This window comes from Ruegeria meonggei (assembly GCF_900172215.1).
Classification (GTDB): Bacteria; Pseudomonadota; Alphaproteobacteria; order Rhodobacterales; family Rhodobacteraceae; genus Ruegeria; species Ruegeria meonggei.
The window spans coordinates 134,468-150,927 of sequence record NZ_FWFP01000001.1; the positions used below are offsets into that span (position 1 = coordinate 134,468).

At 59.0% G+C, this 16,460-nt stretch carries 13 protein-coding genes; 7 read left to right on the plus strand and 6 right to left on the minus strand.

The window, feature by feature from the left end; all coding sequences use genetic code 11:
- Positions 1 to 27 precede the first annotated feature (27 nt).
- The gene (locus RUM8411_RS00640; RefSeq protein ID WP_085820711.1) at positions 28 to 1,692 is read left to right on the plus strand and encodes a hypothetical protein; all 1,665 of its coding nucleotides are present in this window, start codon (positions 28 to 30) and stop codon (positions 1,690 to 1,692) included.
- Entirely contained in the window at positions 1,689 to 2,357 is a 669-nt protein-coding gene (locus tag RUM8411_RS00645; RefSeq protein ID WP_085820712.1) for an SH3 domain-containing protein, read from the plus strand. The genes RUM8411_RS00640 and RUM8411_RS00645 overlap by 4 nt, the downstream gene beginning before the upstream one ends.
- Here the strand turns inward: RUM8411_RS00645 and mfd are convergent.
- Positions 2,354 to 5,809 carry a transcription-repair coupling factor gene (gene mfd / locus RUM8411_RS00650; RefSeq protein WP_085820713.1) on the minus strand — a complete coding sequence of 1,152 codons (3,456 nt, stop codon included), beginning with the start codon at positions 5,807 to 5,809 and terminating at the stop codon, positions 2,354 to 2,356. The genes RUM8411_RS00645 and mfd overlap by 4 nt on opposite strands.
- Before the next feature lie 21 nt (positions 5,810 to 5,830).
- Positions 5,831 to 6,355, minus strand: coding sequence for a component of SufBCD complex (locus RUM8411_RS00655; protein WP_085820714.1), 525 nt, complete (start codon positions 6,353 to 6,355; stop codon positions 5,831 to 5,833).
- 120 nt (positions 6,356 to 6,475) lie between these two features.
- On the opposite strand from RUM8411_RS00655, the gene hemB reads away from it, so the two are divergent.
- The 4 genes from hemB to RUM8411_RS00675 all read left to right on the plus strand — a co-directional run bounded on the left by hemB (position 6,476) and on the right by RUM8411_RS00675 (position 11,324).
- Positions 6,476 to 7,474, plus strand: a complete 999-nt coding sequence (hemB, locus tag RUM8411_RS00660) for a porphobilinogen synthase (RefSeq protein ID WP_085820715.1) — start codon at positions 6,476 to 6,478, stop codon at positions 7,472 to 7,474.
- A 142-nt stretch (positions 7,475 to 7,616) separates the two neighbouring features.
- Positions 7,617 to 8,189 carry a lipid-binding SYLF domain-containing protein gene (locus RUM8411_RS00665; RefSeq protein WP_085820716.1) on the plus strand — a complete coding sequence of 191 codons (573 nt, stop codon included), beginning with the start codon at positions 7,617 to 7,619 and terminating at the stop codon, positions 8,187 to 8,189.
- A 168-nt stretch (positions 8,190 to 8,357) separates the two neighbouring features.
- Positions 8,358 to 10,820 (plus strand): penicillin acylase family protein, encoded by a 2,463-nt coding sequence (locus tag RUM8411_RS00670; protein ID WP_085820717.1) that lies wholly within the window; start codon positions 8,358 to 8,360, stop codon positions 10,818 to 10,820.
- A gap of 108 nt (positions 10,821 to 10,928) precedes the next feature.
- The gene (locus RUM8411_RS00675; RefSeq protein WP_085820718.1) at positions 10,929 to 11,324 is read left to right on the plus strand and encodes a nuclear transport factor 2 family protein; all 396 of its coding nucleotides are present in this window, start codon (positions 10,929 to 10,931) and stop codon (positions 11,322 to 11,324) included.
- A 3-nt stretch (positions 11,325 to 11,327) separates the two neighbouring features.
- On the opposite strand, the gene hflX is transcribed toward RUM8411_RS00675, so the two are convergent.
- The 4 genes from hflX to trkA all read right to left on the minus strand — a co-directional run bounded on the left by hflX (position 11,328) and on the right by trkA (position 15,879).
- Positions 11,328 to 12,599 carry a GTPase HflX gene (gene hflX / locus RUM8411_RS00680; RefSeq protein WP_085820719.1) on the minus strand — a complete coding sequence of 424 codons (1,272 nt, stop codon included), beginning with the start codon at positions 12,597 to 12,599 and terminating at the stop codon, positions 11,328 to 11,330.
- Positions 12,599 to 12,838, minus strand: a complete 240-nt coding sequence (gene hfq, locus RUM8411_RS00685; protein WP_010440340.1) for an RNA chaperone Hfq — start codon at positions 12,836 to 12,838, stop codon at positions 12,599 to 12,601. The genes hflX and hfq overlap by 1 nt, the downstream gene beginning before the upstream one ends.
- Positions 12,839 to 12,964: 126 nt before the next feature.
- Positions 12,965 to 14,503: a TrkH family potassium uptake protein gene (locus tag RUM8411_RS00690; RefSeq protein WP_085820720.1), complete on the minus strand. Its 1,539-nt coding sequence runs from the start codon at positions 14,501 to 14,503 to the stop codon at positions 12,965 to 12,967.
- On the minus strand, positions 14,503 to 15,879 hold the full coding sequence (gene trkA, locus RUM8411_RS00695) for a Trk system potassium transporter TrkA (RefSeq protein ID WP_085820721.1): 1,377 nt from the start codon (positions 15,877 to 15,879) through the stop codon (positions 14,503 to 14,505). Before trkA ends, RUM8411_RS00690 begins: the two co-directional genes overlap by 1 nt.
- 96 nt (positions 15,880 to 15,975) lie before the next feature.
- On the opposite strand from trkA, the gene RUM8411_RS00700 reads away from it, so the two are divergent.
- Positions 15,976 to 16,455 (plus strand): hypothetical protein, encoded by a 480-nt coding sequence (locus RUM8411_RS00700; protein WP_085820722.1) that lies wholly within the window; start codon positions 15,976 to 15,978, stop codon positions 16,453 to 16,455.
- The last annotated feature ends 5 nt before the right edge of the window (positions 16,456 to 16,460 follow it).

Below are 16,460 nucleotides of genomic sequence, written 5' to 3' on the forward strand. Positions count from 1 at the left end.
TCCTTGCGATCCGAGGGGAGATTTTCAATGAGCGATTATTACGATCTGGGTACACATTCCTGCAAGGTCAGCACTTCCTCACCAGACGCGCAGCTGTGGTTCGACCGCGGGCTGGTCTGGACCTACGGGTACAATCACGAAGAAGCTGTGGTCTGTTTCCAGCGCGCGCTGGAGTATGATCCGCATTGCGTCATGGCCCATTGGGGCGTCGCCTATGCCGCCGGTCCAAATTACAACCTGCCGTGGGATCTGCGCGACGATCAGGGGCAGCAAAAGTCGCTGGCGCTGGCCTATGATGCCACGCAACTGGCGCTGGCCCATGCCGACCGCGGCACGCCAGTCGAACAGGCCCTGATCCGCGCCCTGCCCGCCCGGTATCCGCAACGCGATCCAATTCCCGACATACACAAATGGGATCACGATTTCGCCAAGGCGATGCGGGCGGCCTTTGACGCACAACCTGACGACCTGGACGTGCGTACTATCTTTGTCGAGTCCTTGCTGAACCTGACTCCGTGGAAAATGTGGGATCTAAAGACCGGACAACCCGCCGAAGGTGCCGCAACGCTTGAGGCGCAGAAGGCGTTGGAAGACGCTATGACCAATGATCCGGCCGCCATGTCCCACCCAGGCTTGCTGCATCTTTACGTCCACCTGATGGAGATGTCACCAACCCCTGAAAAGGCGCTGAAGGCCGGAGATGTTCTGCGCACGCTGGTGCCCGATGCAGGCCATCTGGTGCATATGCCAACCCATATCGACGTGCTCTGTGGGCATTACCACAACGTTGTCTACTGGAACGAGAAAGCCACTGAGGCCGACCTGAAATATTACGAACGCGAAGGGGCATTCAACATCTATACCGGGTATCGCCAGCACGATTACCATTTTGCCATCTACGGCGCGCTGTTTCTGGGTCAGATGGAACCTGCGCTGCGCGCCAATCAGGGTCTGTGGGACACCACGCCCGAGGATATGCTGCGCGTCGAAAGCCCGCCAATGGCGGATTACTTCGAAAGCTACATGTCGATGGGGCCACATATCCTGATCCGGTTCGGCCGGTGGGAAGAGGCCAAGGCACTAGAATTGCCCGCTGATCCCGACCTCTACCGTACACTGACGGCAACCACGCATTACGCCCGCGCAGTTGCCTATGCCGCAACAGATCAGGTGGCCGAGGCTGAGGCGGAAGAGCAGCTGTTCCTGTCGGCCAAAGCCTGCGTGCCGGAATCCCGATTGCTGCACAATAACCGCGTAATCGATCTGTTGGAGATTGCCCGTGAAATGCTGCGAGGCGAGATCGAATATCGCAAGGGCAACTATGACCTCGCGTTTGCCCATCTGCGCCGCTCGGTCGAACTGGACGATACGCTGCCCTATGACGAACCTTGGGGCTGGATGCAGCCGACCCGTCATGCGTTGGGGGCATTGCTGTTTGAGCAGGGCCACGTCGCCGAGGCCGAAGCGGTTTATCGCGAGGATCTTGGTCTGGGCGGCACCCTAAGCCGAGCCTCGATCCATCCGGATAATGTCTGGAGCCTCAAGGGGTTGCATGACTGTCTGAAAGCACGGGGCGAAAACACTGAGATCACACAGGTCAAACAACGTCTTGATTTGTCCCTGGCGCGCGCGGACCGGGCAGTTGGGGCGTCCTGCTTTTGCGCTCAGGCCGCAATGAAGGCTGCGGAATGAAATACGCTTTGCTGCTGACCGCCCTGATCTGCGGCCCCGCACTGGCGGACCGTCAGTCCTTTCCCCCTGTCGATCAGGCCGAACGGGATCCGTCACTTGTGGCCTTTCGCACCGATCTGTTGGCCAAAGTGGCGGCGCGGGATGTTGATGGTGTTCTCGCTGCGGCCTGCCCGGACATTTACCTCAGCCATGGGGGCAATGGCGGACCGGACGAGTTGCGTGCGACCCTGGTCGCCGACACCCTGACTGACCAAGACCAACAGAACGCAGATCAGATACGTGAAAACCGCTGGTCTGATCTGGAAAACACCCTGTCCCAACCCGGCTATTTCGATGACGAGGGTGAATTCTGGATGCCGCATCAATGGCAGATCACCCTGCCTGCCACTTTGGACCCGTATAAGGCGTTTTTTGTGACCGGCCAGGATGTGACTCTGCGACAGGAGGCGCTGCGCGGGGCTCCAATATTAGGGTTGATCAGCCATGAAATCGTGATCGTCCCCGAATATCAGGATGCGTCCGAGTACCAACGCGTTCTACTGACAGACGGAACAACGGGCTACATGCACAGCGACTTTCTGTGGTCCATGGTCGGGCATCGCGCCGCACTTGTGAAATCAGACGCGGGCACGTGGCAGCTTTGTACCTTTGTCAGCGGTGACTAGGCCTTGGCCTTCTTCTTTTCGGCCACAAGTTTTTCAGCCAGATCGCGGGCGATAGCAAAAGCACCTTTGATCTTGTCGCTATCCTTCTTCCAGTCGCGGCGTACAACGATCTTGTTGTCCTTGACCTTAGCCAGTCCGCGCTGGTTCTGGATGAACTCGACCAGCCCCTGGGGTGAGGCGAACTTGTCGTTGTGAAACTGGATCGTTGCACCCTTTGGCCCACCGTCCAGTTTGGCAATCCCAGCCCGTTTGCACATCGCCTTAATGCGCACGACCAGCATCAAGGTATTCACTTCTTTTGGCAGGCTGCCAAACCGGTCGATCAATTCAGCTGCAAAGCCTTCCAGTTCAACCTTGGTCGACAGCGATGACAGGCGACGATAAAGGCCCAGACGCACATCCAGATCTGGTACGTAATCCTCGGGGATCAGAACCGGCACGCCCAGATTGATCTGTGGTGCCCATTGTTCATCGGCGTCCGACAGCCCCTCCATCTCACCGGCTTTGATCTTGGCAATCGCCTCTTCCAGCATCGACTGGTAAAGCTCATAGCCGACGTCACGCATCTGGCCCGATTGCTCTTCGCCCAGCAAGTTACCTGCGCCGCGAATGTCCAGATCCTGCGAGGCCAGCGTGAATCCTGCCCCAAGCGTATCCAACGAGCCCAGAACCCGCAGGCGTTTTTCGGCCGTAGCGGTCAGTCGCGCACGCGGTTTGGTTGTCAGATAGGCATAGGCGCGGGTTTTTGACCGCCCCACTCGACCCCGGATTTGATAGAGCTGCGCCAGTCCGAACATATCCGCCCGGTGCACAACCATCGTATTTGCTGTCGGGATATCCAGCCCGCTTTCCACAATCGTCGTGGCGAGCAACACATCATACTTGCCATCGTAGAACGCATTCATCCGGTCATCGAGCTCTCCCGCAGCCATTTGCCCATGGGCAACCATATAGGTCAGCTCGGGCAGCTGTTCCTTCAGGAACTCTTCAATCTCGGGCAGGTCCGAGATACGCGGCACCACGTAAAAGCTTTGGCCACCACGGTAATGTTCACGCAGCAGTGCCTCGCGGATGGTGACCGCATCGAACTCGCTGACATAGGTGCGGATCGCCAGACGGTCGATGGGCGGTGTGCCGATGATCGACAGATCGCGCACTCCGGTCAGGGACAGTTGCAGCGTCCGCGGGATCGGCGTCGCGGTCAGGGTGAGGACGTGAATATCGCTGCGAAGCTGTTTAAGGCGTTCCTTGTGGCCGACGCCAAAATGCTGTTCCTCGTCGATGATCAGCAGGCCCAGATTGTTGAACCGGATGCCTTTGGCCAACAGGGCGTGGGTCCCGATCACAATATCTACCGTGCCACGTGCCAGCCCGTCTCGGGTTTGCTGTGCCTCTTTGGCCGAGATGAAACGAGACAGCTGACGGACTTCTAACGGGAAACCACGAAAGCGGTCTTTGAAAGATGCCGCGTGCTGACGGGCCAGCAAAGTAGTCGGCGCGATCACCGCCACCTGCACCCCGGACATTGCCGCAACAAAGGCCGCACGCATGGCAACTTCGGTTTTGCCAAAGCCCACATCGCCGCAAATCAGGCGATCCATCGGCGCGCCGGACTGCAGATCCTCCATCACCTCTGATATGGCCCGCAACTGGTCGTCGGTTTCCTGATAAGGAAAGCGTGCGCTGAATTCTTCCCAAGCGTGTGGCGGCGGGTCCAAAGCCGGAGCCTTGCGGAGCGCCCGCTCGGCGGCGATCCGGATCAGCTTGTCCGCCATCTCGCGAATACGCTCTTTCAGCTTGGCTTTCTTGGCCTGCCACGCCCCACCGCCCAACCGGTCTAAAAGACCTTCGTCATGGCCGTATTTGGACAGCAATTCGATGTTTTCAACCGGCAGATACAGCTTGGACTGTTCCGCATATTCCAGCAGCAGGCATTCATGCGCGGCCCCGGCAGCGGTGACTACCTCCATCCCCATGTAGCGCCCGATGCCGTGGTCCACATGAACCACCAGATCACCGGGGCTGAGGGATTGAGTCTCGGTCAGGAAATTCTCGGCCTTGCGGCGTTTCTTGGGTTGGCGGATCAGGCGATCACCCAACACGTCCTGCTCGGCGATCACAGTCATGCCGGGCGTCTCGAACCCATGTTCCAGCGCCCAGACAGCCAGATGCAGGCCGCGCTTGCCGATACGGGTGCCACCGGACACCGGAACGGCTTCGGCCAGACCTTCGTCTTCGATCAGCCCGGTCAAACGCTCGCGCGCGCCTTCGGAATACGAGGCAATCAGCACCGGCCCCTTAGCCATCTTGTCGGTAATATGGCTGGCCAGCGCGCCAAACAGGCTGATGCTTTCTTGTTGCCTTTCGGGCGCAAAGTTCCGCCCGATCCGCCCGCCTGCGTCGATCACACCGGGGCCACTGGCCTGTGGCAAAGGGTTGAACTGCATCACCCGCCGATCACTCACTGTCCGGTCCCACGCCGCATCATCCAGATACAGCAGCGCAGGCGGCGTGGGTTTATAGACCGTATCCATGCGCGAGCGGTTTTCCAGTGCCAACCGCCGGGTTTCGTATTGGTCGGCAATCGTGTCCCACCGGGCAAGACGCGCAGGCGTGACCTGATCGTCCAGCGAGATCGTGGCCCCCGGCAAGTAATCGAACAAGGTCTCCAGCTTTTCATGGAAAAACGGCAGCCAGTGTTCAAGGCCTTGATGTTTTCGGCCGGCGCTGACGGCCTCATACAATGGGTCGTCCGTACCGGCAGCGCCAAATTCAATGCGGTAATTCTGCCGAAAGCGTGTGATGGCCGCGTCATCCAGAATGACCTCGGATACAGGCGACAGTTCCACCACCTCAAGCTTTTCGGTCGTGCGCTGAGACACCGGGTCGAACCTGCGGGCCCCGTCAAGAACATCGCCAAAAAGATCAAGGCGAACCGGCCCCTGGTCGCCGGGGGGATAGATATCGATGATGCCGCCCCGTACTGCGTAATCTCCGGGCTCCATGACTGTTGGGCTTTGAGTAAACCCCATACGAACAAGGAAGTTGCGCAGCGCGGTTTCGTCCACACGGTGATTGACGCGCGCGGTAAACGCAGCCTCGCGCAGAACCTCGCGCGCGGGCACTCGTTGTGTTGCGGCATTCAGCGTGGTCAGCAACACGAAACGGTCGGGCATCTGATGCACCAAAGCGGCCAGTGTCGCCACACGCGCCGCCGCGATATCAGGGTTGGGTGAGACGCGGTCATATGGCAGACAATCCCAACCGGGGAAGACAAACACCGGTATATCCGCCGCAAAGAAGGCCAGCGCAGACCGCATCGCCTCCATCCGCTTGTCATCACGCGCCACATGACAGACCGGCCCGCCAGAACGTGCGATCTCGTTCAGGACAAGCTGTGCGTCAAACCCCTCGGGGGCACCGCCAACCGTCAAATGGTTCAGCGCCGTCATCGCCTTGCCTTTCTGATTTTATCAGCCCAGAGCGCCGATTGAGAAGTTCTGATACATCCCCCAAAGAGACGTAATCAAGATCGAAATCATGCCAATGATCTGGGTGTAAATCCTGCACCGGTTGAGGGTTTTAGTAACAATCTCCAACCCGGGATCTGTGCGGCGCAGTTTACGGGCGGCTGATATGTTGATCAGCATCACAAAACACACGGGAAACAGTAGTAAGAACACCGCCTGTGCGAACTCGACCCCATAAAAGAACCCAAGCGTTGCAAGCCCGGTGAAGAAAAAACAACTTAGCGCCAGAATGGCCAGACCGGACACATCCACAATGTACAGCAACCGGTTCCCGTTGATCCGAACAATGTCCAAAAGGTCTTGTTCGGCCTGACCGCCGACCCGGCGGGCGCGTGACACCAGATCATAAGGAACCCCCATCGCCCAGTGACTCGCCGAGGACCACAACACTGCCAGACCGATCCAGTACCACAGATTCGAAAAGCTGCGCATGTCGATGATTTCGAAAATCGAAGAGTATAAGTCCAAGCGTCAGCCCTTTGTTCACTGTCCTTTGGGGCTATTTTTGCGCAAGCGCGTCGATCGTTACCCTTGAGACCACCGGGAATTCATGCCACCCAATGCGGAATTATTCAAGGAGAGCGCGACATGAAACCCACCATCGCCCCCTATCCCATGACCCGGTTCCGGCGCGCGCGTCAATCGCAAGCCATACGCGGCCTGGTTCGGGAAAACACGTTGACCACAGATGATCTAATCTGGCCGGTTTTTGTACGTGACGGTGAGGGTGTGGAAGAGCCCGTTCCCTCGATGCCAGGCGTCATGCGCCGTTCGGTCGATCTGATCGCAAAAGCCGCAGTCGAGGCGCAGGCGCTGGGAATTCCCGCGATCTGCATTTTTCCCTATACCGATGCTAGCCTGAAAACCGAAGACTGCGCCGAGGCCTGGAACCCAAATAACCTGTCCAACCGCGCCATTCGCGCCATCAAGGCGGCGGCACCGGACATTGCGGTCATGACCGACGTAGCGCTGGACCCTTACAACATCAATGGCCATGACGGCTTTGTCGTCGATGGCGAGATTGTGAACGACCAGACGGTCGAGGCGCTGGTCAAGATGACGCTGGCGCAGGCCGATGCCGGGGCCGATATCATCGGACCGTCCGACATGATGGACGGTCGGATTGGTGCTATGCGACAGGCGCTTGAGGCCGCGAGCCATCACAATGTGATGATCCTCAGCTATGCGGCGAAATACGCCAGCGCCTTTTATGGGCCTTTCCGGGATGCGGTTGGTGCATCGGGCGCGCTGACCGGTGACAAGAAGACCTATCAGATGGACCCTGGCAACTCGGACGAGGCCCTGCGCCTGATCGAACGAGATCTGTCCGAGGGCGCCGACATGGTAATGATCAAGCCGGGGATGCCCTATCTGGATATCTGCCGCCGCGTGAAAGACACCTTTGGCGCGCCGACCTACGCCTATCAAGTGTCCGGTGAATACGCGATGGTTCAGGCGGCGGCGCAGAATGGCTGGATCGACGGTGAAAAAGTTATGCTGGAAAGCCTGATGGCCTTCAAACGCGCTGGCTGTGACGGCATCCTGACCTATTTCGCGCCCGAAGTCGCACGCATCCTACAGGGCTAAAACCCCAAATCCTCGCGAGTTTTCGCCGATCTTACAGAGCGCTCCCGCAGCTTTCCCGTGACACAGGGGCGCAATCGGCGTATTCTTGCACATAAGATCGGGAAGACCCGACATATCAGGCAGTCATACAGAGAAAAAACACATGAGCAGTTCCACTTTACCCCGACTGAACCGTCGCGGCTTTGCTTTTGGCATGGCCGGGCTGACCCTGACCGCCGCGTGCGGCAACGGCGTCGGCAACTCAAACGCAGCTACCATCGACGCCCGCGTCGACGCCACGCTGACCGAAATGTACGCGAGCTATCCCAACACCGTTGAGATCGCCAACAAAGCCACCGGCATGCTTGTTATGCCGCTGATCACCGAGGCGGGCTTTATCTTTGGCGGGGCCTACGGCACAGGCGCGCTGCGCATTCAGGGCGCAACTGTCGATTACTACTCGGCCGTGTCGGGCAGTGCCGGCTTGCAGATCGGCGCGCAGCAATATGCTCATGTCCTGTTTTTCATGACACAGGATGCGCTGAACGATTTCCGCCGCTCCAGTGGTTGGACCGCCGGGGCCGATATCGGATACGTCGTCGACGCAACCGGTGACAATCTGTCGACCGACACCACCACTCTGCGCTCGCCGGTGCTGGCCGCAGTCTTTGGTCAGGCTGGCCTGAAATTCGGTGCAACGGTCGAAGGTACCAAATACACGCGGATCATTCCCTAATACAGAACGACCCCCCTGTTGCGGCCCCGCCATCAGCCCCTGCTGTGGCGGGGTTTCGCGTTTATAGCGCTGAAAACACGGATATTCCCGGGCTGTTCCTCTTTCGGTCGGCACAGCCATCCTTTACTCTCGCCGCAACCGGAATTTGATCAGGATAGTGGGCTGTAAATGGGATTCGTATTTCGCTGGCTGGTGCGTATCACCTCGGGCCTGATCCTGCTGACGCTGGCCGCCGTCGCACTGGTGTATTTTCTGGCCAGCCAATCCCTGCCCGATTACGATCAGACAGTCGAAGTAAACGGTCTGAGTGCCCCGGTTGAGATCATTCGCGACACTGCAAATGTGCCCCACATTCTTGCCGGCAACGATCCCGATGTATTTTTTGGACTGGGTTATGCTCATGCGCAGGATCGCCTGTGGCAGATGACCATGATGCGCCGCACCGCGCAGGGTCGGCTGTCCGAAGTGTTCGGGGCGCGCACGGTTTCTATCGACAAGCTGCTGCGACGGTTGGATCTGTACGGTCTGGCCCACCGCTCGGTCGAGGAGCAGGACGACTACACCAAGGCAGCACTGCGCGCCTATTCCGCAGGGGTGAACGCCCGCCTGGATGAGATCAACGAAGCCGCTTTGGGTCGTGGCGCCCCCGAGATGTTCCTGTTCAACGCGCCTGTATCCCCCTGGCAGCCCGGTGACAGTATCGCAGTGATCAAGCTTATGAGTCTGCAATTGTCCGGCCACTTGCAGGACGAAGTGCTGCGCGCCCGAACCTCGCTGATGCTGAACAACCCCGCGAGGCTGGTAGACATCCTGCCCGATGTGCCCGGCCCAGGTATTACAGCCTTGCCGGAATATGCGGCGCTGTTTCCCAACGTGCCCCGCTATGCGCGCGGCACACCGATGCCCGACACGCCCTTGTCGCCCGTCTCGAAACGCGGGTTGGCTGGTGCCTCAAACGCGTGGACAGCTGCACCATCGCGTTCGGCCAGCGGGGGGACACTGCTGGCTAATGACCCGCATCTGGGTTTCACCGCGCCCGGCGTCTGGTACCTGGCCCGGCTGGAACTGTCCAAAGGCGGTGTGATCGGCGCAACCATCCCTGGCATTCCCGCCGTCATGACCGGACGCAGCGACCGGTTGGGGTGGGGCCTGACATCCTCATATCTGGATGATCAGGACATCCATATTGAACGGCTGAACCCAGACAATTCCGAAGAGTACCTGACCCCGGACGGGTTCAAACGGTTCCGCACTCGCCCATCAATCATCGAGATCAAGGACGAGGCCCCGATCACCCTGACCCTGCGCTGGACGGAAAATGGTCCCGTCCTGCCCGGCAGCCGCTATGATCTGGATACAATTACCCCGCCCGGCCATGTAGCGTCGCTGTCTTGGACTGCACTCAGCGCACGAGACACCTCGATGACGGCCTCAATGGCGCTGATGAATGCCGACAATGTTGAGCAAGCCATTGATGTGGCAGAACTGTTTACCGCCCCCTCGCAGAACCTGTCTTTGGTCGACAAGACCGCCATCGGCATGAAGCTGATAGGCGCTATGCCTAAGCGAGATCTGCGCAATCAAAGCCGGGGCCGCATCCCGACCCCCGGTTGGCTGGCGGAAAACATGTGGCAAGGACGCCTACCCTATGCCGACAACCCGGAATTCGTGGCTCCTGTTGGTGGTATTCTGGGCAACACAAACAACAAGATCATCGACCGGCCCTTCCCTGAACATGTCTCGTATGAATGGGGCGACACGCAGCGCATCCATCGCTGGGAACGCCTGATGCAATCGCGCGAGGTTCACACCCGCGACAGCTTTATCGAAGCGCAGCTCGACACGGTCAGCTTTACCGCCCGCTCGCTGTTGCCGCTGATCGGTGCGGACCTGTGGTTTACTGGCGCATCCGCCCCCGAAGGCACACCAGATCGCCAGCGCCGGATCGCCTTGTCCCTTCTGGCAGAATGGAACGGGGAAATGAACGAACACCTGCCCGAGCCCCTGATCTATGCCGCGTGGCTACGGGCGCTGCAAGCCCGGCTGATTTCGGACGAGCTGGGCCCGCTGGCCGCCGAATACAATCATGTTGAGCCGCTGTTCATCGAACGGGTTTATCGCGATATCGACGGCGCATCAGTCTGGTGTGATGTCCGTCAAAGCGCCCCGACCGAGACCTGCACGGATATGGCACGACTGGCGCTGGATGACGCGCTGATCTGGATCTCGGAAAACTATGGCGGCGCGCTTCAATCTCTGCGCTGGGGCGATGCACATCAGGCCACTCATGACCACCCGGTTCTTGGCAAGGTCCCGGTGCTGCGGTTTTTTGTGAACATCCGTCAATCGACAAGCGGCGGTGACAATACGCTTTTGCGCGGGCGCACCTCTGGCGAAGGGCCTGACCCATTCCAGAACGTGCACGGCGCAGGCTATCGCGGGGTCTATGACTTTGCCGATCCGGACAGTTCAGTGTTTATCACCGCAACTGGTCAATCCGGCCATTTCCTGTCGCGCTACTATGACGATCAGGCCCAACTGTGGCGGCGGGGCGAATATATCCCAATGTCGCTGGATCTGGACCTCGCCCGGGCCGCCGCTGTAGGCGTGACAAACCTGATACCGCGCTGATTTCCCCAGTTTCGGCAATACCTTGCCCCCGCGAAATGGGCACCGTGGACCTTGGAGGTCGTTTTCGCATACGATCTGTAGGTCGACATATCGCGACCGGGGGCACAAATGGCGAGTTTACGGGATAGGCTGAACAATCTGGCGCGCGACTACGCAATCGCTTGGAGCTCGGGCGACGCAGACGCGGTCGCCAGCTTTTTTGCACCGGACGGACAAATCATTATCAACCGCGGTGAGCCGACGGTTGGGCGCGCTGCGGTGGCCGAAATGGCGCGCGGATACTATGCCGATTTCCCCGATCTTGAAGTTAGGTGCGATATGTTACGTTGGGCCGGGCCCCACGCCATCTTTGTGTGGACCCGGGAAGGCCATCATGCCAAAACCGGCAACCATGTCGTCACCCGGGGTTGGGAAGAATGGGAGATGACAGAAGATCACAAGGTCCAGTCCTCGCTAGGCTGGTTTGATGCCGAGGACTATCAACGGCAGATCGCCGGAATATAGCGGCTAAAGCGCTGAAAACTGCGCCGCTTGCCTATCGGTCCAAAGGACGGTGATCTCAAAGCCGTCTTCGGTCTGCTGTTCTGATCGCACAACATCCTGTCGGAATAACCACGCGCGTTTGTCACCTTCGGCAAAACCCAGAATCAACGTGATCTCGTGCCGAACGCCTTGCATCTTGGTCGCGATCTCGGCCAGCAAAGGTGGGATACCTTCGCCCGTCACCGCAGAGATAGCGAAAATGGACGCATCCCGATCTGCCCGGGCCAGCGTGGCTTCACGATCCTCGGCGCTGAGCAAGTCAATTTTGTTCCAGACTTCAAGCCGCGGACGTTCATCATCCACCCCCAGCGAGGTCAGGATCGTTTCGACGTCCTGCGCCTGCGCTTCGGAATCCTTGTGGCTGATGTCGCGCACATGCACAACGATATCCGCGCCCAGAACCTCTTCGAGCGTGGCACGGAATGCGGCCACCAATTCGGTTGGCAGGTTCGAGATAAAGCCCACCGTATCCGACAAGATCACTTCGGGACCATCCGGTAGCTCGACCCGGCGCATGGTCGGGTCCAGCGTGGCGAACAGCATGTCCTTGGCCATCACTTCGGCCCCGGTCAGGCGGTTGAACAACGTGGACTTGCCCGCGTTGGTATAGCCCACCAGCGCAACAATCGGGTACGGCACCTTGGCTCGCGCGGCGCGGTGCAGCGTCCGGGTCTTGATCACCTTCTGCAACTGACGGCGCAGCCGCACCAACTGGTCATCGATGGCGCGCCGGTCGGCCTCGATCTGGGTTTCACCCGGACCGCCGACAAACCCCAACCCGCCCCGCTGACGCTCCAAGTGCGTCCAGGCTCGGACCAAACGTGTGCGCTGATAGCTGAGCGCGGCCATCTCGACCTGCAACACACCTTCGCGGGTGCGCGCGCGGTCGCTGAAGATTTCGAGGATCAGCCCGGTCCGGTCGAGAATCTTGACCTTCCAGGCCTTTTCAAGATTGCGTTGTTGGACCGGCGTTACGGGGCCATCGATTAGGACCAGTTCAATTTCGCTGTCGTGAAGGCGCTCTCCCAGTTCTTCGATCTTGCCGCTGCCGAACAGCAAACCTGGCTGCGCCCGTGGCAGGCGTACAATTTCAGAGCCGATCACATCCAGATCGGGCAACGCGACGGCCAGTGCCACCGCCTCTTCCAGCGCTGGTTCGGGGACACGGCGCTGTTCATCTGATTTGATTTCCGGATGCAGCACCCAAGCCCGGGTGCGCGTCCTGTCGTGTTCCATCAAGAGGCGTCTTCGCCCTCATACAAGCTGATCGGTTGCGACGGCATGATGGTCGAAATCGCGTGCTTGTAGACCAGCTGCGACTGTCCGTCGCGGCGCAACAATACGCAGAAATTGTCGAACCAGGTAATTACACCTTGCAATTTCACACCGTTGATCAGGAATATCGTGACCGGGACTTTTGCTTTTCTTACATTATTCAGGAACGCGTCCTGCAGATTCTGTCTGTCCGAAGCCATATTTTTATAATCTCGCCATTGTTCTTGCTACGCGCTGCGGACCAACGCGCTCCCTCCGGCGGAGTATGGAGTGGAGTTAACCGAGTTTCCAGATTAAAAATCAGTCATTAACGCCGGTGTTGATTCTTAGTCTCGCCAGAGAGTTGGCGTGATCAGGGCAATGATCGCCAGTGTTTCCAGCCGACCGATCACCATTGCGGCGCACATGGTCAGCTTGGCACCTGCCGACAAATCAACCAGCCGGATCGGAACATCGGTCGCCAATTCGATCAGCGGACCCGTCGTACTGAGCGCGGCCACGCTGAGGACCATGGCCTGTTCGAACCCTGCCCCCATGGCGGCCAATAGCAGGTTGAACATGGCCGCAGTCAGCGCAAACATCATCAAAAAGATCCACGCGATAAAGGCTCCATCGCTTTGGATACGCCGATTGCCGCCGCCCACGCCACTGACAGAGGACGGATAGATCAGGCGATCGATCTCGCGCGCGCCGTTCAGATACAGCGCGAACACACGCAGCAGTTTGACCCCGCCCGCCGTTGTGGCGACACCACCACCGATCAGAGCCAACCCCATCAGGATCAGGCCAGGAGTACCCAGCCCCGACAATTGCTGCGCGTCGTTCCAGTTGGCACTTTCGAACCCGGCCGTTGTCAGGAAGGACAGCACCGTAAAGACCATGCCCCAAACCACGCTCAGGGCCTGAAACGGTTCCAACTGCGCGCCAATTTCTTGCATCCCGGCCATCACCCGAAAGAACAACAGCGCAGCAACCGCGACAACAATCATCAGGCCGATCCGAAACTCCGGGTCCTTGTCTAGCCGGGAATACCCTGTTGTGGCCGTGTCCGTCGAAAACGTCAGGCGGGACAAGGCGAAGAACAGAAACAGAAACAGAATAGCCTCACCTGTGATTCCGGCCTGTGCGCCCTCCAGCCCACCAACCGGAGATATCCCCGAGGTCGCCATGGTCGACATTGCATGGCAAATGGCAGTCAGCCCCTGTTCCCCCGCGATCAGCAGTAACAGCCAGATCACAGCTGTGAGGCCTGCATAAACCGGTGTCAGCGTCCGCGTTACCCGGATCAGACGCCCCCGTGGATCGACCTTTTCACTTTGAGCCACACCCGAGACAGGGCGGCCGGGCTGTCCGCGCGCCGTCACCTCGAACCCGCCCAGCGATAGCGGGGCCAGAATAGCGGCCGCAGATATCCACATCAGCAAACCGCCCATCCACCCCACCAGCGCGCGCCACAAATGCAGCGGCGCTGTCAGGCGGTCGGGGTCAGGGAACAGGTCAGCCCCCGTGGTTGTCAGCGCGCTGACCATGTCGAAATAGGCATTCAGAAAGGTCGTATTCCCAAGCGCATCATGCAGCGGAATCGCTAAAAACAAAGGCAAAACCGTAAAGCAGCCCAGCAAAACCGCCAACTGGCCCAACGTCCCCCGTCGTGGCACCCGGTTTGACGAGGCCAGCGCAACAATCGCCACCACAAACAACCCCAGTAACCCCGAATAGAAGAACGACCGCGAAACGTCGTGATCATCCAGCGCCAAAGCATAGATCGCCGGCACCCACATTGAAAATGCGAACACACCCCAGATCAACAGAAACAGCGGCAATCGCCGCACCAGTCCGATCCGTTGTGTTCTAGCCCGTGCCATCAGAAGAAATCGATCGAAACCTGCATTAACCGTTCGACCTCGGGTACGTCCTTGGCCATGGCAAAGATTGCAACAACGTCCTTTTCTTCGATCCTTAAACTGCCAGTTGGACGCAGCAGCTCATCGCCTTTGCGTACCGCACCGACCAGAACACCTTCGGGAAAATCAATGTCGCGCAGCCTTTGTCCGGCCATGGGTGAGGTAGAGAGCACCTCGGCCTCGATCACCTCGGCTTCGGCATCCCCGATAGAATAAACCTGCCGCACGCGACCGTGCCGAATGTGGCGCAGGATCGAGCTGACCGTGGTGGCGCGCGGGTTGATATAAGCGTCGATACCAAGCGGCCCCATCAGCGCCACCATGCTGGGGTCATTGATCAGTGCAATCGCCAGCGCACAGCCTTCGGCCTTGGCGCGCACGGCAGCCAGCATATTGGCGCGGTCATCGTCGGTCACGGCAAGCATCGCATCCGCACGATCAATCCCGGCTTCGCGTAGCAACGCCGCATCCAGACCGTCGCCGTTCAAAACAATCGTCCGCTCCAGTGCTTCAGCTGCCAGCTCGGCGCAGTGGCGGTCCCGTTCGATGATCTTGGCACGCACCCGGCTTTCGCTTTCTTCCAGCGTGCGCGCAACCTCAAGCCCGACATTGCCGCCGCCCACAATCACCACGCGGTCTTGTTTCTTTTGAGTCTTGCCAAAGACCTCCATCGTACGAGCGACGTCTTTGACATTGGTAAAGACATAGCATTCATCGCCGACAAACAGCTGGTCCTCGGATTCAGGCGCAAACAAGCTGCCCTCACGCCGGACCCCAACGACGATAGAGCTGAGCGTAGAAAACAGGTCCGTCAATTGCCGCAAAGGCGTGTTGACGATGGGGCAGTCCTCATCGATCCGAATGCCCAAAAGCTGTGCTTTGCCATCCATGAAAAGCTCAGTGTCAAAGGCGGATGGCGCGGACAGGCGACGCATTGCGGCGGCGGCCACTTCGCGTTCGGGGCTGATCACCACGTCGATAGGCAAGTGATCGCGGCGATACAGGTCCGAGTGGATCGCCTCGAGGTAAGACTTGGACCGCAACCGCGCGATCTTGCGTTGAATGGAAAACACGGAATGCGCCATCTGACAGGTGACCATATTCACCTCGTCCGAATGGGTCGCGGCGATGATCATATCGGCATCTCGGGCCCCGGCGCGGTTCAGCACATCCGGATAGCTGGCAAAGCCTGCAATCCCCTGCACATCCAGCGTCTCGGTCGCGCGGCGCACCAGATCGGGGTTGTTGTCCACCACGGTGACGTCATTCAGTTCGCCCGAAAGGTGCCGTGCAATCTGCCAGCCAACCTGACCAGCACCGCAAATGATGACCTTCATGTTTTTGGCCCTTCTGCCTGAAATCTTTGAATGACAGATGCCCCTATAGTGGTCAATTGAATTGTCATAGGCGCCCGGCTAAGGCAAGGTAAGCCCATGAAAACAGTGCTTCGTCTGCTTATTCCGATACTTGTCCTGTCTTCGTGCGGACCGCTTTCGCTCTATTATCGCGAGGGTGAGAGCGTTTCGCGTATGCAAACGGAAACCACCAAATGTCAGGTTCAGGCGCTAAAGGATGTGCCGGTGGCCAATCAGGTCCGCCAAAGCCCTCCTACCTATTGGCCCGGTCGCACCTATTGCGACGGCCGAGGTCGGTGCTATCGCAACCCCGGCTGGTGGGAACCCGGGCGGGTCTACACCGTCGATGTCAACAAGGGGCTGCGCAATACGGTCGAGGCGCAATGCATGGCTGCCAAAGGCTTTCGCCCGGTCAGCCTGCCGCCTTGTCGGCAAGGTGTAAAGTCGCGTGTGCCCGCGGTTCGGACAAGTGTGTTTCCGCCGCTCAGCACGGAATCATGTTTTGTGAAATTTGACGACGGCTCGTTTCAGATCATCACCCCCGGACAGGCCGGATAACGACC

Excerpts from the sequence above, each read along its gene's own strand:
- RUM8411_RS00645 (WP_085820712.1), top strand. The coding sequence starts at position 1,689 with ATGAAATACGCTTTGCTGCTGACCGCCCTGATCTGCGGCCCCGCACTG.
- RUM8411_RS00690 (WP_085820720.1), bottom strand. The coding sequence starts at position 14,503 with ATGGCACGGGCTAGAACACAACGGATCGGACTGGTGCGGCGATTGCCG.
- RUM8411_RS00665 (WP_085820716.1), top strand. The coding sequence starts at position 7,617 with ATGAGCAGTTCCACTTTACCCCGACTGAACCGTCGCGGCTTTGCTTTT.
- mfd (WP_085820713.1), bottom strand. The coding sequence starts at position 5,809 with ATGACGGCGCTGAACCATTTGACGGTTGGCGGTGCCCCCGAGGGGTTT.
- hfq (WP_010440340.1), bottom strand. The coding sequence starts at position 12,838 with ATGGCTTCGGACAGACAGAATCTGCAGGACGCGTTCCTGAATAATGTA.
- trkA (WP_085820721.1), bottom strand. The coding sequence starts at position 15,879 with ATGAAGGTCATCATTTGCGGTGCTGGTCAGGTTGGCTGGCAGATTGCA.
- RUM8411_RS00670 (WP_085820717.1), top strand. The coding sequence starts at position 8,358 with ATGGGATTCGTATTTCGCTGGCTGGTGCGTATCACCTCGGGCCTGATC.
- RUM8411_RS00675 (WP_085820718.1), top strand. The coding sequence starts at position 10,929 with ATGGCGAGTTTACGGGATAGGCTGAACAATCTGGCGCGCGACTACGCA.
- hflX (WP_085820719.1), bottom strand. The coding sequence starts at position 12,599 with ATGGAACACGACAGGACGCGCACCCGGGCTTGGGTGCTGCATCCGGAA.
- hemB (WP_085820715.1), top strand. The coding sequence starts at position 6,476 with ATGAAACCCACCATCGCCCCCTATCCCATGACCCGGTTCCGGCGCGCG.
- RUM8411_RS00700 (WP_085820722.1), top strand. The coding sequence starts at position 15,976 with ATGAAAACAGTGCTTCGTCTGCTTATTCCGATACTTGTCCTGTCTTCG.
- RUM8411_RS00640 (WP_085820711.1), top strand. The coding sequence starts at position 28 with ATGAGCGATTATTACGATCTGGGTACACATTCCTGCAAGGTCAGCACT.